The following is a 23,092-nucleotide window of genomic DNA, read 5'->3' as shown; positions in this document are numbered from 1 at the left end:
GTCAGCCGTGTCGATAGGGGAGATACTGCAGCGACCACTCGTTGCCGTCGGGATCGGCGAAGTAGACGAAGTGGCCCCACGGTTCCACCGCGACCTCGCTGACGTCGACGCCGGCGTCGATCAGATGGGCACGGACGGCCTCGGTGTCGGTCACGCACATCATCAGGCCCTTCACCGATCCCGGCTCACCCTCGACCAGCCCGTCGCCGAAGGCGATCGAGCAGTTCGATCCGGGCGGCGTCATCTGTACGAACCGGATGTCGGTGTCGCCGGCGTTGCCGGGTGCGCCCGGTGGGACGACGTGGTCGTGGTCGGGGGTGAAGCCGACGCGGGTGTAGAACTCCTTGGCCCGGTCCGCGTCGTTCACGGGCAACATCACCACCTCCAGCGTCCAGGGGCCGCCGGGGATGGTGGTGCGCTCGGTCGTGGTGCTCATGTCGATTCCTGTCGTCGATGGGCTGGTGTGGCCATTCTCTCGACCAACGAGGACAGGAACGGTCCTCGATCAGAATCCGACAGGAAAAGAACTCGGCTCAGCCGTTGCGGAACCAACCGGCGCGCTCGATGCGACCGACCTCGGTCTGCCAGAACTGCCAGGCGTGGATGCCGACCGGCCAGAAGCTGCTGCGCACATTCGCACCGGCCGCGCGTGCGGCGACGGCGAAGGTCTGTGACTGCTCCATCGAGACCACCTCGAGCGCCGAGCCCGACAGGCCGGTGCCGAAGGTGGCCACGCTGGTCGGCGGCCCGTTCCAGACGCCGGCCGCGGCGTAGACCCAGAGGTGCTTGCCGCGCATCGCGCCGAGGTTGAGCCAGGGGTCGTTCTGGAACGCCCGCACGTTGGGGAAGATGCCCCACATGTTGTTGAGATCGAAGCGGCCCGAATCGAACGCGGCCGCACGCAGCATGGTCTGCATGCCCGGTGCGGTCGGGTGCGGGAAGCCCGAGATGGACGCGGCGCGCGAGTAGAGGTCGGGGCGGGTGGTCGCCAGCATGATCGCCGGGCTCGCCGCCATCGAGAGGCCGACCAGCGTGCGGTTACGCGAGAAGCCCAGCGAGTTCAGGTATGCGGGCAGGCTGCCGGTGAGCACGCTGTTCCAGCGGTAGGGGCGGGTCTGGCCTGCGGTCGGGCTCGGGTTGTCCCAGTCGGCGTAGAAGCTGGACTGCCCGCCGACGGGCATCACGACGTTGTACCCGCGCTGGCTGAGGTAGGCGACGTTCGTCTCCTTCTCCCAGCCGTTGACGTCGTTGGTGGCACGCAGACCGTCGAGGAAGATGATGGTCGGCGCCGCGGACGGCTTCGTGGTGGTCGAGGCCCAGGTGCGGATGACCGGGTCACCCATGCCGTAGCCGTCGATCTTCGCGGCGCGGAAGGTGGGGGCGGGGTTGGGGCCCCACGCCGAGGCGGTGCCGGTCCCGACGACGAGCATGCCGACGGCCAGCAGCAGCGACACGATCACGACGACGAGCGGTCGCCGTCGCGAGGTCACGCCGGTTCGCTTCGACACTCGGCGTCCGTCAGACGTCATCACACACACCACTCCTGTTTTGTTCGCTTCGGGGGGCGATTTTTCCACGACTCGTCCGTGTTCGTGCATCCCCGCCCGCACGGATCGCCCCGGACAGGGTCGCACACGGGGGACAATCGGGTCGTGCATGTCCCCGACGTCACAGGTGACGGACAGCCTCCCGCGGCCCCGACCCCACAGCGGCACCGGTGGATCCTGCACGTCGATCTCGACCAGTTCCAGGTGTCGGTGGAGCGCATCCGTGACCCCGATCTCGTCGGTGTCGCGGTGATCGTGGGCGGCTCGGGCGACCCCGAACAACCCCGCACCGTGGTGACGTGTGCGTCGTACGAGGCCCGTGAGCAGGGTGTACGGGCGGGTATGCCGATGCGGGCGGCGCTGCGGAAGTCCCCCGATGCGGTGTTCCTGCCGACCGACCACGCCACCTACGACGCCGCGTCGGCGAGGGTGATGGACGCGATCGCCTCCCTCGGACACCCGGTGGAGGTGTGGGGGTGGGACGAGGCCTACGTCGGTGTCGACGCCGACGATCCCGTCGCGGTCGCCGAGGCGGTGCGGGAGACGGTCGCCGCGGTGACCGGGCTGCGGAGCGCGGTGGGGATCAGCGACAACAAACAGCGCGCGAAGATGGCCACCAACATCGCCAAGTCGCGACCCGTGGACGGCGACCCCGCGGCTCGGGTGTTCGTGTTGACCGGCGAGAACTGGATGGCCGAGATGGGGGACCGACCCACCCGCGACCTGCACAGCGTCGGACCGAAGACCGCGGCCAAGCTCGCCGCCGCAGGAGTCGACACCGTCGCCGACCTCGTCGCCACATCGCGGCAGGACCTGATCGACCTGTTCGGTCCGCATCAGGGCACCTGGCTATCCGTGCTCGCCCGCGGCGGAGGCGACGCGACGATCACCGCGGAGCCCGCGCTCGCGCGGTCGCATTCGAAGGTGCAGACCTTCCCGACCGACCTGACCGACGTCGCGCAGATGCACGACCGGCTCGCCGAGCTCACCGAGAGCCTGCTCGAGCAGATCGTCGGCGAGGGCCGTGTCGTGTTCCGGGTGGCCGTCACCGTGCGCACGACGACCTTCTTCACCCGGACGAAGTCACGCAAGCTCCCCGCGCCGACGACGTCGCTCGCGGACATCGAGCCCGCCGTCCATCTCCTGCTCGACAGATTCGACCTCGACCGCCCCGTCCGATTGCTCGGCGTCCGACTCGAATTGACCGATCCGGACACCTGATCGCGACCTTCACGACAAGTCGCCCGCACGATATGACATCGACAGGTGCGCGAGGCCACGATGGCTGCCGTGAGCACGCTGACCTACACCCAGTCCGTCGTCATGGGCCTGCTGCAGGGCGTCACCGAGTTGTTCCCGGTGTCGAGCCTGGGGCACTCGCTGATCGTCCCGGCCTGGATCGGGGGCAGCTGGGAGAAGCTCGTCACCGAGTCGAACAGCCCGGGGCACACGCCGTTCCTCGCGTTCCTCGTCGCGCTGCACGTGGCGACCGCGCTGGCGTTGATCGTCTACTACCGCCGCGACTGGGTCGCGATCATCGGTGGGGTCATCGGCTCGTTGCGAACCCGCTCGGTGGACACCCCCGAGGCGAAGCTGGGGTGGCTGATCGTGATCGCGACGATCCCGGTCGGCATCGTGGGGCTCGTCGCCGAGAAGCCGCTGCGCGAGGTGTTCGCCACGCCGCTGATCGCCGCGGTGTTCCTCTTTCTCAACGGACTGGTGCTGCTCGCCGCCGAGGTGCTGCGCCGCCGCACGCCGGCCACCTCGGGCAGACACGCCACCTCGGGCGCCGTCGGGTCCGGGAACGCGAAGGATGACGTCACCGATCTGAGTTATCCCGACGGCGCGCTGATCGGTGCGTTCCAGATCCTCGCGCTGCTGCCCGGGATCTCGCGGTCGGGTGCCACGATCTCCGGCGGCATCCTGCGCGGACTCGACCACGAGGACTCTGCGCGCTTCGCGTTCCTGCTCGCCACCCCGGTCATCCTGGCCGCCGGTGTGCTGAAGATCCCGGAGTTGTTCGGTCCCGCCGGAGACGGCATCGGTGGGCAGGTGCTGGTCGGGTCGGTGTGCGCGTTCGTGGCCGCACTCGCCGCGGTCGCCTTCCTCGCGCGCTTCTTCCGCACCCGCACGCTGTACCCGTTCGTCGCCTACTGCCTCGTCGCCGGCGGGATCAGCATCGCGCTGTTCGCCTGAGGCCGGCGCTACAGCGCGAGGAACCCGTCGAGCAGACGACCGCACCGGGTGCTCAGGGTCGCCGAGTCACGCTCGATGCGCGCGGCGAGGTCGTCGACGTCGATGCCGAAGTCGCGTTCGACCTCGATCTCGGACTCCCGCGTCCAGCCCAGTCGCCATGCCGCGAACGACCCCGCCGAGATCTCCGGATGGAACTGCAGGCCCAGATTGCGGCCGGAGACGAATGCCTGTGCGCCGTTCGCGTTGTGGGCGATCAGTTCGGCGCCGGGCGGCACGGTGAAGTGGTCGAAGTGCCACTGCATCCACGGTCCGGAGTCGATGAAGTCGCGGGTCGACTCCACCGTCGCGAACCCGACCTCGGGGTGAGGTGACCGCGTGACGACGCCGCCGAGCACCCGGCTGAGCAGCTGCCCGCCGAAACACACGCCGAGCACCGGGGTGCCGGCGTCGAGAACCGCGGCCACGTAGGCGCGTTCGGGCGCCAGCCACGGCAGGGAATCGTCGTCGGCGGCGTGGGCCGACCCGAGCACCGTCACGAAGTCGACGTCGGTCGGGTCGGGCAGGTCGTCGCCGGGGTGGGCGACGATGACGTCGAAGCCGCGGTCGCGGGTGTTGTCGGCGAGCGATCCGGCCTCGACGCGTCCGCGCGCACGGTCGTCTTCGTGGGCGAGGAACAGTGCGGTGGTCACCGCACCATCCTCGCAGCACCGCCCGCGACGGGCAGGGCTCAGTCCTCGAGCACCAGCAGCGTGTAGATGCCCAGTGCGGCGTAACCGAGGGCGACCGTGGTGGTCAGCAGTCGGGTCGTCAGCGGCACACCCTTGGTGACCGCGAACGACACCGCGTCGACGGTGTCGAGCGCGACGCCGGCCTCGATGGTCGAGGTGAGCACCGCCGGGCTCGCCGACGTCGCGGCCAGCACGCCACCGCCGACGAAGACCTCGCGCGCCGCGAACAGCCGTGTGGACACCTTCATCATCGGCAGCGTCGCGTCGGCGCCGGCGATGAGCGCGTTGGTCCTGGCCGGCGCCAACAGCATCGACAGGCCGAGCGCGACACGGCCACCGCCGAGGACGAGTGGCAGCACGGTCTTGGCGCGGTCGGTGGAGCGGGACTTCCGGGACAGCTTCTTCGTCACGGTGTCGATCGCGGAGGGGGTGATGGTCATGCCGCGATCCTAGGGAGCCGGACCCGGCACCGGCCGCGGATACGCTGAACCGGTGACCGATGCGAGCGCGCGACCGACGTCCCCGCGCGCATGAACACCGTCCCCGTGGAGATCGCCTGCGCCGACGGGTTCGTGCTGCGCGGGCACCACTGGCCGGCATCGGAGGCCACCCCCGCGCGACCCGGCGTCGCGATCATCACCGCCGCGACCGGCGTGCTCGCCCGCTACTACCACCGCTACGCCGCGTTCCTCGCCGAGGCCGGGTTCGAGGTGATCACCTTCGACTACCGCGGTATCGGCGGATCTCGACCGACCAGGTTGCGCGGCATGCGGTGTCGGTGGCAGGACTGGGGCCGCAAGGATCTCGACGCGGTCCTCACCGACGCCCGGCGTCGATGGCCCGGGGCGCCGATCTCCGTCGTCGGACACAGTGTCGGCGGCGTGGTCCCGCTGTGGGCGCCGCGCAACACCGAGATCGCCCGCGTGCTCAGCGTCGGCGGGCAGTACGCCTGGCGCGGCGACTTCGCGCCGTGGGCCCGGCGGCGGTTGATCTGGCGGTGGCGGGTGGTCGGACCCGTGCTCACCTCCGTGTGCGGCTACTTCCCGGCGCGGCGTCTCGGGTGGATGGAGGACCTGCCGCGCGGCGTCGCGATGGAATGCGCGCGGCGCCGCCCGCGGATGGAGGACAACTACCCCCGCGCCGAACGCGACGACGTCGTGGCCGTCGCCGCCGCGATGACGGCACCGGTTCTCGCCGTCGCCACCACCGACGACGAGTACGCGACGCCCGCGGCCGTCCGACGGGTGCTGGGCTACCTGCGCAACGCGCCGCACGAGTTCGTCCTCCTGTCGCCGGATGCGCTGGGCCACAGCGCCATCGGGCACTTCGGGCTGTTCCACAGTCGTCACCGCGACGACTTCTGGGCCGACTCGTTGCGCTGGCTGCTCGACGGCGAGAACCCCTGGCCCGGCCACGTGGAGCCAGGGCACGCCGAGCCGGGGCACGTACGGTGAATCGATGAGCACCGAACACGCCGTGGACACGCCGGTGACCGTCGTCGGGGCGGGGATGTCGGGCGCGGCGTGTGCCGCCGCATTGGTCGCGGCGGGCGTACCGGTGCGGGTGCTCGACCGCGGACGCGCGCCCGGGGGACGGATGGCCTCACCGGAATTGCACGGCCGACGCGTCGACGTCGGGGCCGGGTATTTCACCGTGCGCGACAACGGTTTCGAGTCTGTGGTGGGGGACTGGCGCGACCGCGGTCTCGCCCGGGAGTGGACCGACACCTTCGGCGTGCTGGCCACCGGTGCGCCGCCGTCGACCTCGACGGGACCGATGCGCTGGGCCACACCCGGCGGCCTGCGATCGTTGGTCCGCGACGTCCTCGGCGACATCGACGTCACCACCGACGATCTCGAGGCACTGCCCGACGGCGACGTCGTGGTCGCGATGCCCGATCCCCAGGCGGCGCGGCTGGTCGACATCGACGATCCGGTCGGCTGTGACCCGGTGATCGCGGTCGCCGTCGGTTTCGCGCCCGACTCGGTGCGGGATCTGCCGTTCCTCCACGCGGCCTTCGTCAACGAGCACCCGTCGGTGTCGTTCGTCGCCGACGACGGCTCCCGCCGCGGCGACGGCGCGGCGGTCCTGGTCGCCCACACCACACCCGAACTGGCCGCCGCGCACCTCGACGACCCGGACTCGGTGACCGGCGAGGTCGTCGCGGCGCTCGCCGACCTCCTCGACATCAGCATGGCCTCGCCCGAGTGGACCCACGCGCATCGGTGGACCTTCGCCAAACCGACCGGGGCCCACGACGCCACCCACTCCCTGCGACGGGTCGACGGTCGGCTCATCGGTCTCGCCGGCGACCAGTGGTGTCCGCAGGGGTCGCCGCGGATCGAGAGCGCGTGGCGTTCGGGAACCGACCTCGCGGCCGCGATCGTCACCGACCGTCGTGCCTGAGGTCGGCTAGCGCGGGATGTTCATCGACACCAGCTCGGCGGTGTCGTCGGGCGAGCGGCCGATGCGGTCCCACGGCGCCGAGACGCGGAGCACCGCGTACGCCGAGGTGGGGAACACGTCGATGTCGGCCGACGGGTCGAGGGCGACGGCGGTGGCGGGCATCCCGGGTTCGTGACCGACCACCAACACCGTCTCGGCGTCGGCGGGCACGTGCTCGCGGATCGCGGCCAGGATGTGTTCGGGCATGCCCCCGTACACATCGTCGACATAGTCGACCGAGGCGGCGTCGACCCCGGTGCACTGCAGGGTCTGCCGGGTGCGGGTCGCGGTGGAGCAGACGACGGCGTCGACGTGGAGCCCGTCGCGGGAGAACCACTCACCGGCCAGCGTCGCCTGCGCGATGCCGCGCTCGGCGAGCGGTCGTTCGTGGTCGCCGATGCCCTCGGGGTATCCCGACTTGCCGTGGCGCATGAGGATGAGGGTGCGCGTCATGCCGTACGCGCCGCCGCGGACCGCGCGGCACCGGGGACCTCGCGCAGCAACCGCGCGGTGTGCCTCCACGCCGACGCCTCCTGCTCGCAGGCCCGCGCGTGTTCCTCGTCGCCGCGATCGAGCGCCGCTGACGCGGCCTCGCGCAGCTCCAGATCCTCGTCGAGGCTCAGTTCGATCAGGCCGTCGCGGGCGGTGGCCTCGGTCAGCGCGCGATCGATCTGCGCACGCGACAGGGTGAGGAGTTGTTCCAACTCCTCGGAGATCCCCCGCGTCCCCGTCCTGCGTGATGCCACCCGATGACGGTAGATCCGATCCCCGACATCGGCGAAACACCTCCGGCGGCGTGGCGCGAAGTCGCTGCGGATGTGACCTGTCGCGAAGCCGGACATCACCCCGGGTGCGGGTGCTACCTTCCGCTAATGAGAACACGTTCTCGTTTTGCGCTCGTGCGCGGCATCGTCGGTCTCCTGCTCGCGGCGGCCGCGGTCGCCGCGTCGGTCGCGCCCGCCGGCGCCGCGCCGTTGCCGGTGTCGTACAGCTTCTTCTCCGGCATCCCGTACGCGCTGGGCCATCCGGGTGGATCGCTGCCCGGCTCGAACGATTTCGGTTGCCGGCCGACGGCCGAGCATCCCGACCCGGTGGTGCTGGTCCACGGGACCGGCGGCGGGAGCATGACCAACTGGGGGACCTACGTCCCGCTGCTGCGCAACGAGGGGTACTGCGTGTTCGCCCTCACCTACGGCACCGTCACGTCGGTGGCGCCGTTCGACCAGGTCGGCGGGATGGGGCGGATCGAGACCAGCGCCGCGCAGTTGCGCACCTTCGTCGACCGCGTGCGCCGAGCCACCGGGGCGGCGAAGGTCGACCTCGTCGGGCACTCGCAGGGCACGCTGATGCCGAGCTGGTACGTGAAATACCTCGGCGGCGCGTCGTCGGTCGCCCGTTATGTCTCGATCGCCCCGCTGTGGAACGGGACGGGCGGACCGGTGGCCGCGCAATCGGGTGCGTTCCTGCGCCGTCTGGGGCTCGCCGAGACCGGCCTGCCCATCTGCGCCGCGTGCGGTCAGATGCAGACCGGTTCGCCGCTGCTGGCGAAGATCTCCGCGGGCGGCGGACCGTACGTCCCCGGGATCGCGTACACGAACATCTCCACGAGGTACGACGAGGCCGTCATCCCCTACACCTCCGGCCAGGTCGCGGGCCGGGTAGGCGACGACGTCACGAACATCGTTGTGCAGAACGGTTGTTCGATCGACCACAGCGATCACGTCGCGGTCGCCGCGTCACGGCGGGCGGCGACCTACGTGCTCAACGCCCTCGATCCGGCGCACCCGCGCCCGGTGCCGTGTCTGCCGGTCGCGCCGATCGTCGGGTGACCCGTCACACCCTCCGGGACGGCTCTCGATAAGACTTCGTTGAGAATCCTCGCCGGGGACGCCGAGGAGGGCGCAACCACCTCGGCGGGCCAGTAGCGTGGGCGCGATGCACCTGTTCCTGCCCGCGACCCTCGCCGTGCTGTCGGCGTTGCTGGTCGCGTCGGGAACCCTGGTGCGGCAGCGGTCGTCGACGCCGACCGGGGGCATCACCCGGCGCTGGTGGCTGGGGGTGTTGATCGCCGCGGGTGGGTTCGCCCTGCAGGCCGTCGCCCTGGGTCTGGGCACCCTGCTCCTGGTGCAGCCGCTGATCGTGCTGTCGGTGCTGTTCGCGCTGCCGATGGAGGCCTACCTCGACCACCGTCGGCTCACGTTCCAGGAGTGGAAGTGGGGCATCGTCCTCACCCTGTGCATCGCGGCCTTCGTGCTCATCGCGATGCCCACCCCGTCGGAGTCGTCACCGGGCCCGTGGGTGTTCGTCGGCACCGTCGTCGCGGTCCTCGTCGTCCTCGCCGGACTGGTCGTGGGCGCGAAGTTCGTGTCGCTGCACTACCGGGCCCTGCTGTTCGGATCGGCCTCGGGCCTGCTGACCGGTGTGCAGTCGTTCCTCGTGAAGGGTGTCGTCACCCAGATGGGCGACGGGATCCTGCACATCTTCGTCCACCCCGAGCTGTACCTGATCATCGTCGTCGCGGGCGGTTCGGTGTGGGCGCAGCAGCTGGCCTTCGCCGCCCACGACCTGCAGACCTCGTTCCCCGCGATGACCGTGATGGAACCCGCGGTGGCGATGGCGCTCGGCGTCCTGTTGCTCGGCGAGCGCGCCGACGTCGACGTCGTCGAGGGTGTCTTCGCCGGCGGTGTGTTGATCCTCATGTTCTACGCGGTGGTGGTGCTGGCCAAGCACGCGGCAGCTCGGGAAACGGAGTTCGAGTCGCCACCGGAACTGGTGTCCTCGGGTGCCACCGGCGTTTCCCTGGGTGGCACATCCCGGGCCGGCCACTAACCTCGAACACGTGCACACCTGGCTCCCGGCGCTGCTGGCGGTCGGCGCGGCAGCGCTGATCGCAGCGGGAACCGTTCTGCGTCAGCGCGCCTCGTGCGAGGGTGGCGCCATCACCGTCCTGTGGTGTCTCGGTGCGGGCATCGCGCTCGGTGGGTTCGCCCTCCAGGCGGCGGCCCTCGGACTGGGATCGATCCTGCTGGTGCAACCGCTGGTGGTCCTCGCGGTGCTCTTCGCCTTGCCGCTCGAGGCGTGGCTCGATCACCGGCACCCCAGCCGTTACGAGTGGGCCTGGGGAGGCGTGCTCGTCTCCTGCGTCGGCATCTTCCTGTTCATCGCCGATCCCCGCGAGGTCGACCGACGGCCCGACCACGTGCTCATCGTCGCCACGATCGCCGCCATCATCGCGCTGCTGATCGTGCTGGTGGTGGTCGCAGAGCGGTCGAGCGATCACAACCGGGCCCTGTTCTACGGCCTCGTCGCCGGTGCGCTGTTCGGGATCGGCGCCCTGCTCATCAAGACCGTCGTCTACGTGGCGTTGCACGATCCGCTGAACCTCTACGCGCGCCCCGAGGTCTACCTGTTCGCCGTCGTCGCGGTCGGTGGTGTCGTGGCCCAGCAACGCAGCTTCGTCGCCGGGGAACTGCAGACCTCGTTCCCTGCGATGACGGTGATGGAGCCCGCGGTGTCGATGGCGCTCGGTGTCACCCTGCTCGGCGAGGCGGTCGTCGTCGGCTGGTGGCAGACCACGGTGATGGTGATCGTGCTCGTCGTCATGGTCCGCGCCGTCATCACCCTCGCCACCCTGTCGGCGGTGCGCGGTGTCGACACGCCCGCGCCGACGACCACCCGTGACAGCGAGCTCATCGCGTAGCAGGCTGGGTCGATGACCGACACCTACGACGTCATCGTCATCGGCGGCGGGCCCGCCGGTGAGGTGGCCGCCCAGTTCGCCATCGCCGGATCCGACCGCACCGCCGCCATCGTGGAGGCCGAGCTGCTCGGCGGCGAGTGCTCCTATTGGGCGTGTATGCCCAGCAAGGCCCTGCTGCGGCCCGTCGAGGTGACCGCCGCCGGTCGACACCTCGAGGGGGTGTCGGTCGGCGATCTCGACACCGCCGCCCTGCTGGCCCGCCGTGACACCTGGGTGAGCGGCTACGACGACTCCGGACAGCGGTCCTGGGCCCAGGGCATCGACATCGACGTCATCTCCGGCCGCGGCGCCCTCGCCGGCGACCGCACCGTCCGGGTCACGAGCGACGACGGCGAGCGCACCCTCACCGCACGCCGGGCCGTGGTCCTGGGCACCGGGAGCACCGCGAGCATCCCCGGCATGTTCGCCGACCTGCACCCCTGGACCTCACGGGACGCGACCGGCGTCCGGGAGGTGCCCGAGTCGCTGATCGTCATCGGCGGCGGTGTCGTGGCCTGCGAGGCGGCGACGTGGATGAACGCGTTGGGCACCTCGGTGACCATGCTGGTGCGTGGACGGGTGCTCGGCGCCCTCGACGACCTCGTCGGCGACGCCGTTATCGAGGGGCTGCGCGCCGCCGGTGTCGAGGTGCGCACCGGGGTGAGCATCACCGATCCGCGCCGCGACGGCGTGCTGACCGACGCCGGGGACGGGTCGTCGGTGGGTGTCTCCCATGGTGGTCCGGTCACCGTCACCGTCGACGGCGAGGAACTCACCGCTGCCGAGATCCTGGTCGCCGCGGGCCGCACGCCCGCCACCGACGGACTCGGACTCGACTCCGTCGGCATCGACGACCCGTCGGTGCTGTCCGGGGTCGACCCCGGTGGACACGACTGGCTGTACGCGGTGGGCGACGTGTCGTTCGGTCCGATGCTGACCCACTGGGGCAAATATCAGGCCCGGATCGTCGGGGCGCGTATCGCCGCCCGCGCCGAGGGGCGCACCCCGCCGCCGGTCCGCGACGACGTGCCGGTGCCGCAGGCGGTGTTCACCGACCCGCAGGTCGGCAGCACCGGGCTCACCGTCCGCGACGCACGCGAGCGGGGACGGTCGGTGACCGTGGTGAGCCAGCCGATCACCGCGGCGTCGGGTATCGGGTTAATGCGTGACGACGCGACCGGTACCGCGCAGATCGTCGTCGACGACGAGACCCGCACGCTCGTGGGCGCCACCTTCGTCGGCCCCGAGGTCGGCGAACTCATCCACGCGGCGACGATCGCCATCGTCGGCGCGGTGACCGTCGACGATCTCTGGCACGCCGTCCCGTCGTATCCGACGGGCAGTGAGATCTGGCTCCGCCTGCTGGAGAAGTACTTCGGCTACTGAGCGGCCGTCTCAGAACATGGTGCCCGGGTTCATGAGGTGGTCGGGGTCGAGGGCTTGCTTGATCCGACGGCTGATGTCCATGACGTCGTCGCCGACCTGATCGGGCAGCCACGGCTTCTTCAATCGGCCCACGCCGTGTTCGCCGGTGATGGTGCCGCCCAGTCCGATCGCGAGATCCATGACCTCGCCGAACGCGAGCTGCGCACGGGCGGCCTGCTCGGTGTCGGCGGGATCGAACACGATGAGCGGGTGGGTGTTGCCGTCGCCGGCGTGGGCAATGACCGAGATCATCACCGCGCGATGCTCGGCGATCGCCGCGATCCCGTCGACGAGGTCGGGCAGTTTCGGCAGGGGCACGCCGACGTCCTCGAGGAGCAGTGACCCCAACTTCTCCACCGCGGGGATCGCCATCCGCCGGGCCACGGTGAACGCCTCGCCCTCCTCGGCGTCGTCGGTGGCGAACACCTCCGAGGCGTTGTTGGCCTCGAACGCCGCAGTGATGACGGCGATCTCCTCGGCGGCCGCCGCGCCGGGGGAGTCGCTCTGGGCCACGAGCATCGCGCCCGCCGACCGGTCGAGGCCCATCTTGAGGTGATCTTCGACGGCGTTGATGGCGACCGAATCCATGAACTCGAGCATCGCCGGGCGGATCCGGTCGGTGATCGCGAGGACCGCCTCGGTCGCGTCGTGGACGCTGGCGAAGCTCCCGACCACTGTCGACGCCGCCGGTTGCGGCGGCAGCAGTCGCAGCGTGACCTCGGTGATGATGCCGAGGGTGCCCTCGCTGCCGACGAACAGCTTCGTCAGCGACAGGCCCGCCGAGTCCTTGAGGCGAGGGCCGCCGAGTCGCACGGCGCGACCGTCGGCGAGGACCACCTGCATGCCCAGCACGTAATCGGTCGTCACGCCGTACTTCACGCAGCACAGGCCGCCGGCGTTCGTGGCCGCGTTGCCACCGATCGAGCAGATCTCGAACGACGACGGGTCGGGCGGATACCACAGGCCCTGTTGTGCGGCAGCTGCTTTCACCTCGGCGTTGAGCAACCCGGGCTGGACCACCGCGACCCGCATCACGGGGTCGATGTCGATGGCGCGCATGCGTTCGGTGGAGATGGTGATCGCGCCGTTGACGCCGCCCGATCCACCCGACAACCCGGTGCCCGCCCCGCGGGGCACGATCGCGACGCGGTTCTGTGCGCACCAGCGCACGGCGGCCACGACGTGGTCGGTCGACTCCGCGCGCACCACCGCCAGGGGGATCGCCGCATCGGGATCGAGCGCACGGTCCTGCCGGTACCCGCCGCAGATGTCGGGATCGGTGACGACCATCCCCTCGGGGAGCGCCGCGATGAGGTCGTCGAGGGCGAGTGTGCGCGTCATGACCCCACGCTATCGACCGTCGAGGAGGAGGGTTCGCGGAATTCGACGAGCGAACCCTCGCCGCCACCGGTCTCGAGCCCGCCGCTTTCGAGATGTCGTAGTTCGACCCGGCGGATCTTGCCGCTGATCGTCTTGGGCAGCTCGGCGAAGGTGATGCGGCGGACCCGCTTGTACCCGGCGAGCTGGGCGCGGCTGTGTTCGAAGATCGCGTTCGCCGTCTCCTCGGTCGGTTCGTGGCCCGGGGCCAAGACGATGTAGGCCTTCGGCACCGACAGGCGCAGCTCGTCGGGGGCGGGGACGACGGCGGCCTCGGCGACGGCGTCGTGTTCCAGCAGAACCGATTCCAGCTCGAACGGGCTGATCCGGTAGTCGCTGGACTTGAAGACGTCGTCCGTGCGGCCGACATAGGTGATGTAGCCGTCGGCGTCGCGGCTGCCGACGTCACCGGAGTGGTAGTAGCCGCCGGCCATCGCGGTCGCGGTCCGCTCGGGGTCCCCGTGGTAGCCGACCATGAGTCCGAGCGGCCGGTGCGCGAGGTCGATGCAGATCTCGCCCTCGTCGACCCCCGGCGTCCCGGTCGCCGGGTCCACGAGTTCGATCCGGTAGCCGGGACACGGTCGGCCCATCGACCCGTCCTTGAGCGGCTGACCCGGCGAGTTGGCGATCTGCACGGTGGTCTCGGTCTGCCCGAAGCCGTCGCGGATCGTGACACCCCACGCGCGGCGTACCCGGTCGATGACCTCCGGGTTGAGCGGCTCACCCGCACCGACGGCCACGCGTGGCGGGGTGGTGAGGTGCGAGAGGTCGGACTGGATAAGCATGCGCCACACCGTCGGTGGTGCGCAGAAACTCGTGACTCCACAGCGCTGCATCTGATCCATCAGCGCCTTCGCGTCGAACCGCGCGTAGTTGTAGATGAACACGCACGCCTGCGCGTTCCACGGCGCGAAGACGTTCGACCACGCGTGTTTCGCCCAGCCGGGGGAGCTGACGTTGAGGTGGATGTCGCCGGGCCGCAGGCCGATCCAGTACATCGTCGACAGGTGGCCCACCGGGTACGAGACGTGGGTGTGTTCCACCAGTTTCGGCTTCGACGTCGTGCCGGAGGTGAAGTACAGCAGCAGCGTGTCGTCGGCGTGGGTGGTGTGGCCGGGTGTGAGATCTGCTGAGCTCTGGGCGGATTCGGCGTACGGAGTCCAGCCGTCGACGGTGTCGCCTACCGCGATCCGGGTGTGCTGTGCGCCGACCGCGTCGAAGGTGGCGGCGAGTTCGCTGCGCGCGATGACGTGGGCGACACCCCCGCGCTCGATCCGATCGGCGATGTCGGCCTCGGAGAGCAGGGTGGTCGCCGGGATCACGACGGCCCCGATCTTCATCGCCGCCAACATCACCTCCCAGAGTTCGACCTGGTTGGCCAACATCAGCAGGATCCGGTCACCGGGCGCGACACCGAGTCCGTCGAGCCACCCCGCCACGCGGGTGGAGCGGGTGCTCATGTCGGCGAAGCTGTGGATGGACTCGCTGCCGTCCTCCTCGACGATCCACAGCGCAGGTGCCTCGTTCGGCGAACCGTCGGAATTACGGGCGATCGCGTCGAACCAGTCGATCGCCCAGTTCCACTCGTCGAACTGCGGCCATCGGAACTCGGAGACTGCGGTCTCGTAGTCGTCGGCGTGGCGCACCAGGAGGTCGCGCGCCGATCGGAAGGTCTCGGTTCTGGATTCCTGCGGATCGGTCACTGGCCACCCTCTGACGTCGGATTCCCGGCCGGGTTGGACACCTGGCGGGCAAACACTAGGATATGCAAGTATACCGTGACCGGGGACACACCCCGTCCACTCTCACCACATCGAGTCGGAGACACGCCATGACCTCAGAGATCCCGCATTTCGTCGACGGTGCCCGGCGGCCGGGCACATCCGGTCGCAGCGCCGACGTGATGAACCCGTCCACCGGTGCGGTGCAGGCCACGGTCCCCCTCGCCTCGGTCGACGAGGTCAACGAGGTGGTCGCGTCGTCGGTCGCCGCCCAGCGCGTGTGGGCCGCATGGAACCCGCAGAAGCGGGCGCGGGTGATGATGCGGTTCGTCGATCTCGTGAACCAGAACGCCGACGAGCTCGCCGAGCTGCTGTCGATCGAGCACGGCAAGACGATCGCCGACGCCCACGGCGACATCCAACGTGGTGTCGAGGTCATCGAGTTCGCGATCGGGATCCCGCACCTGCTCAAGGGTGAGTTCACCGAGGGCGCAGGCACCGGCATCGACGTCCACTCGGTCCGCCAGCCGCTGGGAGTGGTCGCCGGCATCACGCCGTTCAACTTCCCCGCGATGATCCCGTTGTGGAAGGCCGGCCCCGCGCTGGCGTGCGGCAACGCGTTCATCCTCAAGCCCAGCGAGCGCGACCCGTCGGTCCCGTTGCGGCTGGCCGAATTGTTCCTCGAGGCAGGTCTGCCCGCCGGTGTCTTCCAGGTGGTGCACGGCGACAAGGTCGCCGTGGATGCGTTGCTCACCCACCCCGACGTCCAGGCGCTCGGTTTCGTCGGGTCGTCGGACATCGCGCAGTACATCTACGAGACCGCGGCAGCGAACGGCAAGCGGTCGCAGTGCTTCGGTGGCGCGAAGAACCACATGATCATCCTTCCCGATGCCGACCTCGACCAGGCCGTCGACGCGCTGATCGGCGCCGGCTACGGCAGCGCCGGTGAACGCTGCATGGCGATCAGTGTCGCGGTTCCCGTCGGCGAGGAGACCGCGAACCGGCTGCGCGACAGGCTCGTCGACCGGGTGACCGCGCTGCGCGTCGGGCACAGCCACGACCCGAAGGCCGATTACGGTCCGCTGGTCAGCGGGGCCGCGCTCGAGCGGGTGCGCGACTACATCGGGCAGGGCGTCGAGTCCGGAGCCGACCTCGTCGTCGACGGGCGTGACCGCGCCAGTGACGATCTCACCTTCGGCGACGAGCAGCTCGAGGGCGGTTACTTCATCGGGCCCACCCTGTTCGACCACGTGACCAAGGAGATGTCGATCTACACCGACGAAATCTTCGGACCGGTCCTCTGCATCGTGCGCGCCGGTGACTACGAGGAGGCCCTGGCGCTCGCGTCGGATCACCAGTACGGCAACGGTGTCGCGATCTTCACCCAGGACGGCGACGCCGCCCGCGACTTCTGTGCGCGGGTCCAGGTGGGCATGGTGGGCGTGAACGTCCCGATCCCGGTTCCCGTGGCCTACCACACCTTCGGCGGCTGGAAGCGCTCCGGATTCGGCGACCTCAACCAGCACGGGCCCGCGGCGATCCAGTTCTACACCAAGGTGAAGACCATCACGACGCGGTGGCCGTCGGGCATCAAGGACGGGGCCGAGTTCTCCATCCCCACGATGCAGTGAGCGTCCTCGACTCGGCGCTGTCGGCCGACGACCGCGTCATCACCGAGACCGCTGCCGCGTTCGCCGCGAAGCGGATCGCGCCGCACGCACTCGACTGGGACGCCGAGAAACACTTCCCCGCCGACGAGCTCCGCGAGGCGGCGGAACTGGGCATGGCGGCGATCTACTGCTCCGAGGAGTTCGGTGGTAGTGGCCTGACCCGTCTCGACGGCGTGCGCATCTTCACCGAGCTGGCCGCCGCCGACCCGACGACCGCAGCGTTCCTCTCGATCCACAACATGGCCACCTGGATGGTCGACTGTTACGGGACGGCCGAGCAGCGAGCGCAGTGGGTTCCGCGGATGGCGAGCATGGAGGCCGTCGCGAGCTACTGCCTCACCGAGCCCTCGGCAGGGTCGGACGCGGCGGCGCTGCGGACCCGCGCCGACCGCGACGGCGACGACTTCGTGCTCAACGGTGTCAAGCAGTTCATCTCCGGCGCAGGCACATCGGATGTGTACATCGTGATGGCCCGCACCGGTGGCGACGGACCGAAGGGCATCTCCACCTTCATCGTCGAGAACGGCACCCCGGGCCTCTCGTTCGGCGCGCAGGAGAAGAAGATGGGGTGGCACGCCCAGCCGACCGCGGCCGTCGTGTTCGACGACGTCCGCGTCCCCGCGGCCAACATGGTCGGCGGTGAGGCCGGTGAGGGGACCGGCTTTCGCATCGCGATGAACGGACTCAACGGGGGCCGCATCAACATCGCGGCGTGCTCGCTCGGCGGCGCGCAGGACGCCATGGCCCGCACACGCCGGTATCTCCGTGAGCGCGAGGCCTTCGGCGGCAGTCTCATCGACGAACCCACCATCCGATTCACATTGGCCGACATGGCGATCGACCTCGAGGCGTCGCGGCTCATGCTGTGGAACGCGGCGTCCGCCCTCGACGCCGATCACCCCGACAAGGTGACGAGCTGCGCGATGGCGAAACGGTTCGTCACCGAACGCTGCTTCGCCGTCGCCGACCAGGCCCTGCAGCTGCACGGCGGGTACGGCTACCTGCACGACTACGGCCTGGAGAAGATCGTCCGCGACCTGCGTGTGAACCGGATCCTCGAGGGCACCAACGAGATCATGCGCATGGTCGTCGGCCGCGCCATCGCCAAGGAGAACCCATGACCACCATCGCGTTCCTCGGACTCGGCAACATGGGTGGACCCATGGCCGCCAATCTCGTTGCCGCAGGACACGCCGTCGCCGGATACGATCCGGTGCCCGCTGCCGCGGCGGCGGCCGCCGAGAACGGGGTGCTCGTCGCGGAATCCGCCGTCCAGGCGGTGGAACGGGCTGCTGTCGTGATCACGATGCTGCCCAGCGGTGCACTCGTCCGGTCGGCGTACGCGGAGATACTCCCCGTCGCCCAGGACGGGGCGGTGTTCATCGACAGCTCCACCATCTCCGTCGACGACGCCCGGGACATGAACACCCTTGCCGCGGAACACGGTTTCGCCCAGGTCGACGCCCCGGTCTCGGGCGGCGTGAAAGGGGCGACAGCCGGGACGCTGGCCTTCATGGTGGGCGGTATCGACGACGCGTTCGCCGCGGCCTCGCCTGTTCTCGAACCCATGGCGGGCAAGGTGATCCACTGTGGTGGTCCCGGGAGCGGCCAGGCGGCGAAGGTGTGCAACAACATGGTGCTCGCGGTGCAGCAGATCGTCGTCGGCGAGGCGTTCGTGCTGGCCGAGAAGCTCGGCCTGTCGGCGGAGTCGCTGTTCGACGTCATCACCGGCGCCACCGGCAACTGCTGGTCGGTGCACACCAACTGTCCGGTGCCCGGTCCGGTGCCGACGTCGCCCGCCAACAACGACTTCCGACCCGGCTTCGCGACCGCGCTGATGCACAAGGACCTCGGCCTGGCCATGGACGCGGTCTCCTCGACCGGCGCTACCGCACCTCTGGGCACCCACGCCGCGGAGATCTACGCCGCGTTCGCGGAGGACAACGGAGACAAGGACTTCAGCGCCATCATCGAGACCTTGCGCTGACACAATTGCGGGGCGCCCGGCCGCGATTCACACTGTGGAGTTGTCAAGGTTCGTGCCGCTCCCGCGACTGGGCGGAGGCGTTGGTTCTATGACGGCGCTATGCCGCGGTCGGTTCCATCGCGGTCAAAGTTCTTCGGTTGTATGCGGGTACCGGGGTTCGCTTCGGGTCGATGGTCGTCGCCGGGATGAGCCAGGGGTGGCGGTCGTGGCCCATGGCGATGTCCCAGCCGGCGGTGTGGACGGCGACGTGGCAGCTCCGGCAGAGGAGGCACCCGTTGTCGACGACGGTGGTGCCGCCGTCGGCGTAGTGGGTGATGTGGTGGACGTCGCACCACGCCGCGGGTGCCCCGCACTTGATGCAGACCTGGTCGCGGGGTGAGGACGACTTTCCGTGTGGTGCCGGTGAAGGTGCGTCGATCAGGCGGTCGGCAATGGTGGTGAATGATCCCCCGGTCATGCACCGATCGTACATGCGTGCGAACAACGGCGCAGGCGTCGGGACAATCAAGAGCGATGTCGGACAATCGAATTGCGGATGGGCAACGCCCCCGTTCACCAGCCTACGGTCTGACTCTGACACCGAGAAGCCGTCGCCCTACATTTATCCACAGCCCGCCTGCGCTGTGTGCCCACTCGACGTGAACAACTGCCCGATCGACGGCGACAAATGCCGGTCGCCCGAACGTTCGGGCGGTGACGAACTGCTCAGGGCAGCACCAGGATCAGAAGTCGCCGGCGGAACGGCGGAGGGTCTCGATGGCGTCGACGAGTGCGCGGGCCTGATCGTCGGGAACGCCGATGTCGGCGAACACGTCGTCGTTGAGGGTGCTCGTGGCCTCCTCGACGGTGGAGCGGCCGATGTCGGTGATGCGGACGAGGGTGGTTCGTCCGTCGGTGGGGTGGGGGATGCGCTCCACCAGGCCGGCCGATTCGAGACGGCGGATGGCGTGCGTGACGCTGGTGACGTGGACCTGCAGCCGCACACTGGCTTTGGTGATCGGGAGCGCGCCGGTGCGGCTGAACGCCAGCAGTCGCAGGAGTTCGAAGCGGGAGAAGCTCAGATCGAACGGCCGCAGCGCGGCTTCGACGCGTGCGAGCAGTATCTGGTGTGCTCGCATCACCGACGTGATGGCGACCATCCCGTCGGCGACGTCGCCCCACCCCGCGTTCGACCAGTTGTCGCGGGCCTTCGCGATCGGGTCGAAGGTGGGGCCGTCGGGGGACATGAGACCCATTGTCCTCCACCGGCGGCCTTCGCCGTCACAACCCGGCGTAATCGGCTGCCGCGCGGAGGACCGCCTCGAGCATCGCCGGGGTGAGACGACCGGTGAAGGTGTTCTGCTGGCTGACGTGGTAGCTGCCGAACAGTCGGATCGGGGGCAGGCCGGCGCCGGTGAGATCGACCCACACGCCGTGACCGAACGTCGGGCGCGGCAGCGGGATCGTGTACCCGTGGTCGCCGAGCGCGGTGAGCGCAGCCCGCCAGCCGAAGGCGCCGAGTGACATCACCGCCCGCACCGTCGGGGCGAGCAACGTCAGTTCCGACTGCAGCCAGTGCGAGCACTCGTCGCGCTCGGCGGGCGTCGGCTTGTTCGCCGGGGGAGCGCAGTGCACCGGCGCGGTGATCCGCGTCCCGCGCAGCGTCAACCCGTCGTCGGCGGACACCGACGTCGGTTGATTCGCCAGCCCGACCGCGTGGAGCGCCGCGAAGAGGACGTCGCCGCTGCGGTCGCCGGTGAACATGCGCCCGGTTCGATTCGCGCCGTGCGCCGCCGGTGCGAGTCCGATGATGAGGAAGGCTGCGTCAGCCGGTCCGATGCCGGGTACCGGGCGGCCCCAATAGGTCTCGTCGGCGAAGGCGCGACGCTTCTCGCGGGCGACCCGTTCGCGCCACTCGACCAGACGCGGGCACGCACGGCACTCCGTGACGGCCGCGTCGAGTGCCGCGAGGTCGGGGAAACGTGTCACACCCCGACGCTACGCCGAGGTGTGGACCGCACCGTCATGGTCATCCGGCGACGATGACCAGGCGCCGGGTGGCCCGGGTCATCGAGACGTAGCGGTCGACCGCGCCGGTGACGCCGTCACCGAACGCCTCGGGCTCGACGAGCACGACGAGGTCGAACTCCAGACCCTTCACCAGCTCCGGAGGCAACGATCGGACCCGGTCGGTCGCGGGGAACGTCGGGTCGCCGATGACACAGGCGATGCCGGTCTCGTGATCGGCGAGCCACTCGTCGACAACGCACCGCAGCGCACTGCGGGGCCGATGGTCCACCGTCATGCCGTCACGACGGATCGAGGTCGGCACGTTCGCATCGGGCAGCACCGCCCGGATCACCGGCGATGCGACATCCATGATCTCCCCGGGCGTGCGGTAGTTGATCCGCAGCGACGCCACCTCGACCCGTACGAGACCGATCCGTCCGAGGCGCTCGTGCCAGCTCTCGGTGAACCCGCCACGGGCCTGGGCGCGATCCCCGACGATCGTGAAGCTCCGTGACGGGCATCGCGACACGAGCATCTGCCACTGGGCGTCGCTCAACTGCTGCGCCTCGTCGACCACGACGTGCGCGAACGGCCCCGCCAACCGGTCGGGGTCGGTGGTCGCCCGCGCGGCCTCGTCGACGAGGACATCGTGGAGATGCCCACCGCGCAACATGGTGACCAGGCTCGTGCTGTCGCCGTCGCCGTCGGAGTCCCCGCCGTTCGTGTCGGCACCGTCGGCCGCGATCAGATCGTCGACGACGGCTGCTCTGCGTGCGCGTTCCGCGGCGATCGCCGCGTGTTGCGACGACCGACGCCGCGACGCCTCGGGGTCTCCGAGCCGCCGCCGCGCAGCATCGAGAAGTGGCAGATCGGCGTCGGTCCACGGGCCGGACACCGGCCGTCGGACCGCGGCGACCTCCTCGGCGTCCAGCCACCGGGCGCACGCACGCAGATACGCGGGCACCGACCACAGGTCGGCGACGAGGTCGGCCGCCTCGATCTTCGGCCGCGCCCGCACCACCGCGGTCGACAGATCACGATTGCCCTGCAACGACTCTCGCAGCGCCTCCCGTGGCACATCGTCGATGTGCTCACCGACGATGTCGACCAACGCCTCCCAGATGCCCTCGTGGGCGTCGTTGTGCGGCGTGCCCCGCTCCACGGCGTCGAATGCGGCCGCCCAGTCCGACGGACGCACCTCGACATCGGCCCACTCGGTCTCGACCGTCATCCCGACCGTTGGTGGCTCCTCGTAGAACGCCACCGCGGCCTCGATGGCGTCGAGCATCGGCAGCGACGACTTGACCCTCGCCGCAACGCGATCGGTCTCGACCGCGGCGCCGACGCCCTCGGTGACCAGATCCCGCAGAGTCGCCGTCTGCACGCCCTCCTCGCCGAGGCTCGGCAGGACGTCACCGATGTAGGCGAGATACGGATCGTGCGGACCGACGAAGAGGACCCCACCACGATGGTGGCCGAGCCGCGGATCGGCGTAGAGCAGATACGCCGTGCGATGCAGCGCCACCACGGTCTTCCCGGTACCCGGGCCACCGTCGACGACGAGCGCACCCTGCGACCCGGCACGGATGATCGCATCCTGATCGGCGGCGATCGTGCCCAGCACGTCACGCATCCGCGGTGAGCGATCCGCCCTCAGGGTCGCGATGAACGCGGACAGATCGTCGAGGGCCGCGTCCGACCGGTCGCCTCCGTCGCCCGAATCGGTGAACACCTCGTCCCAGTAGTCCGTGACGCGACCGAGATCCCACCGGTACCGCCGTCGGCGGGCGAGTCCCATCGGGTTCGCGTGGGTGGCCCCGAAGAACGGTTCGGCGGCCGGCGCGCGCCAGTCGACCAACAGCGTCCTGCCCGACTCGTCGGTCAACCCGAGACGACCGATGTAGACCGGTTCGTCGTCGTCCGCGGTCACCATGTGGCCGAGGCACAGGTCGATGCCGTGACGACGCAACGCCCCGAGGCGCGCGGTGAGGCGATGGATCTCCATGTCGCGGTCCATCGCGGCGCGACCGGAACGGCCGGTACTCGTGCGCAGGAGCGCGATCCGTCGGGTCAGCTCGGTCGTCGACGCGTGGAGGGTGGTCGCGATGGCAGCGAAATGGCGCTCGTCGCGGCCTATGAGGGCCGGGTCGGCCTTCGCGGCGCGACTGTCGGGCAGGGCGAAAGCGGGAGGGGTCCCGAAGGGCACGTGAGGGTCTCGTTTCACTCGATCGGCGGTGTGGCCGGTGAGTATGCAACGCGCACAGGGCC

At 69.8% G+C, this 23,092-nt stretch carries 22 protein-coding genes and 1 pseudogene; 11 read left to right on the top strand and 12 right to left on the bottom strand.

What is annotated here, in order from left to right; all coding sequences use genetic code 11:
• Position 1: 1 nt before the first annotated feature.
• Both ACQ7HM_RS01420 and ACQ7HM_RS01415 read right to left on the bottom strand, forming a co-directional pair.
• Entirely contained in the window at positions 2 to 436 is a 435-nt protein-coding gene (locus ACQ7HM_RS01420) for a VOC family protein (protein WP_434214462.1), read from the bottom strand.
• Between the two features lie 97 nt (positions 437 to 533).
• On the bottom strand, positions 534 to 1,508 hold the full coding sequence (locus ACQ7HM_RS01415) for an alpha/beta hydrolase-fold protein (RefSeq protein WP_434214461.1): 975 nt from the start codon (positions 1,506 to 1,508) through the stop codon (positions 534 to 536).
• A 144-nt stretch (positions 1,509 to 1,652) separates the two neighbouring features.
• Between ACQ7HM_RS01415 and ACQ7HM_RS01410 the strand changes: the two genes are divergently transcribed.
• Both ACQ7HM_RS01410 and ACQ7HM_RS01405 read left to right on the top strand, forming a co-directional pair.
• Positions 1,653 to 2,768 (top strand): DNA polymerase IV, encoded by a 1,116-nt coding sequence (locus ACQ7HM_RS01410; protein WP_434214460.1) that lies wholly within the window; start codon positions 1,653 to 1,655, stop codon positions 2,766 to 2,768.
• A 69-nt stretch (positions 2,769 to 2,837) separates the two neighbouring features.
• Positions 2,838 to 3,743, top strand: coding sequence for an undecaprenyl-diphosphate phosphatase (locus ACQ7HM_RS01405; protein ID WP_434214459.1), 906 nt, complete (start codon positions 2,838 to 2,840; stop codon positions 3,741 to 3,743).
• A gap of 8 nt (positions 3,744 to 3,751) precedes the next feature.
• Here the strand turns inward: ACQ7HM_RS01405 and ACQ7HM_RS01400 are convergent, their stop codons facing one another.
• Complete coding sequence (locus ACQ7HM_RS01400; protein ID WP_434214458.1) at positions 3,752 to 4,432, bottom strand: type 1 glutamine amidotransferase; 681 nt, start codon at positions 4,430 to 4,432, stop codon at positions 3,752 to 3,754.
• Between the two features lie 38 nt (positions 4,433 to 4,470).
• Entirely contained in the window at positions 4,471 to 4,911 is a 441-nt protein-coding gene (locus tag ACQ7HM_RS01395; protein WP_434214457.1) for a hypothetical protein, read from the bottom strand.
• A 90-nt stretch (positions 4,912 to 5,001) separates the two neighbouring features.
• Between ACQ7HM_RS01395 and ACQ7HM_RS01390 the strand changes: the two genes are divergently transcribed.
• A complete protein-coding gene (locus tag ACQ7HM_RS01390; protein ID WP_434214456.1) occupies positions 5,002 to 5,925 on the top strand; it encodes an alpha/beta hydrolase family protein in 924 nt (307 codons plus the stop codon).
• Between the two features lie 4 nt (positions 5,926 to 5,929).
• Positions 5,930 to 6,877, top strand: a complete 948-nt coding sequence (locus ACQ7HM_RS01385) for an NAD(P)/FAD-dependent oxidoreductase (RefSeq protein WP_434214455.1) — start codon at positions 5,930 to 5,932, stop codon at positions 6,875 to 6,877.
• Between the two features lie 6 nt (positions 6,878 to 6,883).
• On the opposite strand, the gene ACQ7HM_RS01380 is transcribed toward ACQ7HM_RS01385, so the two are convergent.
• Positions 6,884 to 7,369, bottom strand: coding sequence for a SixA phosphatase family protein (locus ACQ7HM_RS01380; protein ID WP_434214454.1), 486 nt, complete (start codon positions 7,367 to 7,369; stop codon positions 6,884 to 6,886).
• Positions 7,366 to 7,662 (bottom strand): hypothetical protein, encoded by a 297-nt coding sequence (locus tag ACQ7HM_RS01375; protein ID WP_434214453.1) that lies wholly within the window; start codon positions 7,660 to 7,662, stop codon positions 7,366 to 7,368. The genes ACQ7HM_RS01380 and ACQ7HM_RS01375 overlap by 4 nt, the downstream gene beginning before the upstream one ends.
• Before the next feature lie 126 nt (positions 7,663 to 7,788).
• On the opposite strand from ACQ7HM_RS01375, the gene ACQ7HM_RS01370 reads away from it, so the two are divergent.
• The 4 genes from ACQ7HM_RS01370 to ACQ7HM_RS01355 all read left to right on the top strand — a co-directional run bounded on the left by ACQ7HM_RS01370 (position 7,789) and on the right by ACQ7HM_RS01355 (position 12,041).
• Positions 7,789 to 8,745, top strand: a complete 957-nt coding sequence (locus ACQ7HM_RS01370; RefSeq protein WP_434214452.1) for an esterase/lipase family protein — start codon at positions 7,789 to 7,791, stop codon at positions 8,743 to 8,745.
• Between the two features lie 106 nt (positions 8,746 to 8,851).
• Positions 8,852 to 9,745: a DMT family transporter gene (locus ACQ7HM_RS01365; RefSeq protein ID WP_434214451.1), complete on the top strand. Its 894-nt coding sequence runs from the start codon at positions 8,852 to 8,854 to the stop codon at positions 9,743 to 9,745.
• Between the two features lie 10 nt (positions 9,746 to 9,755).
• The gene (locus ACQ7HM_RS01360) at positions 9,756 to 10,616 is read left to right on the top strand and encodes a DMT family transporter (RefSeq protein ID WP_434214450.1); all 861 of its coding nucleotides are present in this window, start codon (positions 9,756 to 9,758) and stop codon (positions 10,614 to 10,616) included.
• A 12-nt stretch (positions 10,617 to 10,628) separates the two neighbouring features.
• Entirely contained in the window at positions 10,629 to 12,041 is a 1,413-nt protein-coding gene (locus ACQ7HM_RS01355; protein ID WP_434214449.1) for a dihydrolipoyl dehydrogenase family protein, read from the top strand.
• Between the two features lie 9 nt (positions 12,042 to 12,050).
• Here ACQ7HM_RS01355 and ACQ7HM_RS01350 read toward each other — a convergent pair whose 3' ends face one another.
• Entirely contained in the window at positions 12,051 to 13,421 is a 1,371-nt protein-coding gene (locus tag ACQ7HM_RS01350; protein ID WP_434214448.1) for an FAD-binding oxidoreductase, read from the bottom strand.
• The gene (locus tag ACQ7HM_RS01345; RefSeq protein WP_434214447.1) at positions 13,418 to 15,160 is read right to left on the bottom strand and encodes an AMP-binding protein; all 1,743 of its coding nucleotides are present in this window, start codon (positions 15,158 to 15,160) and stop codon (positions 13,418 to 13,420) included. The genes ACQ7HM_RS01350 and ACQ7HM_RS01345 overlap by 4 nt, the downstream gene beginning before the upstream one ends.
• Positions 15,161 to 15,288: 128 nt before the next feature.
• Between ACQ7HM_RS01345 and ACQ7HM_RS01340 the strand changes: the two genes are divergently transcribed.
• From ACQ7HM_RS01340 to mmsB, 3 genes are read left to right on the top strand one after another with little or no spacing between them, the layout of a single operon-like run.
• Entirely contained in the window at positions 15,289 to 16,809 is a 1,521-nt protein-coding gene (locus ACQ7HM_RS01340) for a CoA-acylating methylmalonate-semialdehyde dehydrogenase (RefSeq protein WP_434214446.1), read from the top strand.
• Complete coding sequence (locus tag ACQ7HM_RS01335) at positions 16,806 to 17,969, top strand: acyl-CoA dehydrogenase family protein (RefSeq protein ID WP_434214445.1); 1,164 nt, start codon at positions 16,806 to 16,808, stop codon at positions 17,967 to 17,969. The genes ACQ7HM_RS01340 and ACQ7HM_RS01335 overlap by 4 nt, the downstream gene beginning before the upstream one ends.
• The gene (gene mmsB, locus ACQ7HM_RS01330) at positions 17,966 to 18,835 is read left to right on the top strand and encodes a 3-hydroxyisobutyrate dehydrogenase (protein ID WP_434214444.1); all 870 of its coding nucleotides are present in this window, start codon (positions 17,966 to 17,968) and stop codon (positions 18,833 to 18,835) included. Before ACQ7HM_RS01335 ends, mmsB begins: the two co-directional genes overlap by 4 nt.
• Positions 18,836 to 18,932: 97 nt before the next feature.
• Here the strand turns inward: mmsB and ACQ7HM_RS01325 are convergent.
• From ACQ7HM_RS01325 to helR, 4 genes and pseudogenes are all read right to left on the bottom strand, one after another.
• A pseudogene (locus ACQ7HM_RS01325) lies at positions 18,933 to 19,248 on the bottom strand (HNH endonuclease); the annotation flags it as partial.
• 309 nt (positions 19,249 to 19,557) lie between these two features.
• On the bottom strand, positions 19,558 to 20,061 hold the full coding sequence (locus tag ACQ7HM_RS01320; RefSeq protein WP_434214443.1) for a MarR family winged helix-turn-helix transcriptional regulator: 504 nt from the start codon (positions 20,059 to 20,061) through the stop codon (positions 19,558 to 19,560).
• 34 nt (positions 20,062 to 20,095) lie between these two features.
• A complete protein-coding gene (locus tag ACQ7HM_RS01315; protein ID WP_434214442.1) occupies positions 20,096 to 20,803 on the bottom strand; it encodes a uracil-DNA glycosylase in 708 nt (235 codons plus the stop codon).
• A gap of 40 nt (positions 20,804 to 20,843) precedes the next feature.
• A complete protein-coding gene (gene helR, locus ACQ7HM_RS01310) occupies positions 20,844 to 23,030 on the bottom strand; it encodes an RNA polymerase recycling motor ATPase HelR (protein WP_434214441.1) in 2,187 nt (728 codons plus the stop codon).
• Between the last annotated feature and the right edge of the window lie 62 nt (positions 23,031 to 23,092).

The sequence above is a fragment of the Williamsia sp. MIQD14 genome (genome assembly GCF_051025635.1).
Lineage (GTDB): Bacteria > Actinomycetota > Actinomycetes > Mycobacteriales > Mycobacteriaceae > Williamsia_A.
This window is presented reverse-complemented; position numbering and strand designations above follow the sequence as displayed.

Coding starts and splice junctions, on each gene's coding strand:
- ACQ7HM_RS01420 (WP_434214462.1), bottom strand. CDS start 436: ATGAGCACCACGACCGAGCGCACCACCATCCCCGGCGGCCCCTGGACG.
- ACQ7HM_RS01395 (WP_434214457.1), bottom strand. CDS start 4,911: ATGACCATCACCCCCTCCGCGATCGACACCGTGACGAAGAAGCTGTCC.
- ACQ7HM_RS01390 (WP_434214456.1), top strand. CDS start 5,002: ATGAACACCGTCCCCGTGGAGATCGCCTGCGCCGACGGGTTCGTGCTG.
- ACQ7HM_RS01385 (WP_434214455.1), top strand. CDS start 5,930: ATGAGCACCGAACACGCCGTGGACACGCCGGTGACCGTCGTCGGGGCG.
- ACQ7HM_RS01380 (WP_434214454.1), bottom strand. CDS start 7,369: ATGACGCGCACCCTCATCCTCATGCGCCACGGCAAGTCGGGATACCCC.
- ACQ7HM_RS01370 (WP_434214452.1), top strand. CDS start 7,789: ATGAGAACACGTTCTCGTTTTGCGCTCGTGCGCGGCATCGTCGGTCTC.
- ACQ7HM_RS01365 (WP_434214451.1), top strand. CDS start 8,852: ATGCACCTGTTCCTGCCCGCGACCCTCGCCGTGCTGTCGGCGTTGCTG.
- ACQ7HM_RS01355 (WP_434214449.1), top strand. CDS start 10,629: ATGACCGACACCTACGACGTCATCGTCATCGGCGGCGGGCCCGCCGGT.
- ACQ7HM_RS01350 (WP_434214448.1), bottom strand. CDS start 13,421: ATGACGCGCACACTCGCCCTCGACGACCTCATCGCGGCGCTCCCCGAG.
- ACQ7HM_RS01340 (WP_434214446.1), top strand. CDS start 15,289: ATGACCTCAGAGATCCCGCATTTCGTCGACGGTGCCCGGCGGCCGGGC.
- mmsB (WP_434214444.1), top strand. CDS start 17,966: ATGACCACCATCGCGTTCCTCGGACTCGGCAACATGGGTGGACCCATG.
- ACQ7HM_RS01320 (WP_434214443.1), bottom strand. CDS start 20,061: ATGTCCCCCGACGGCCCCACCTTCGACCCGATCGCGAAGGCCCGCGAC.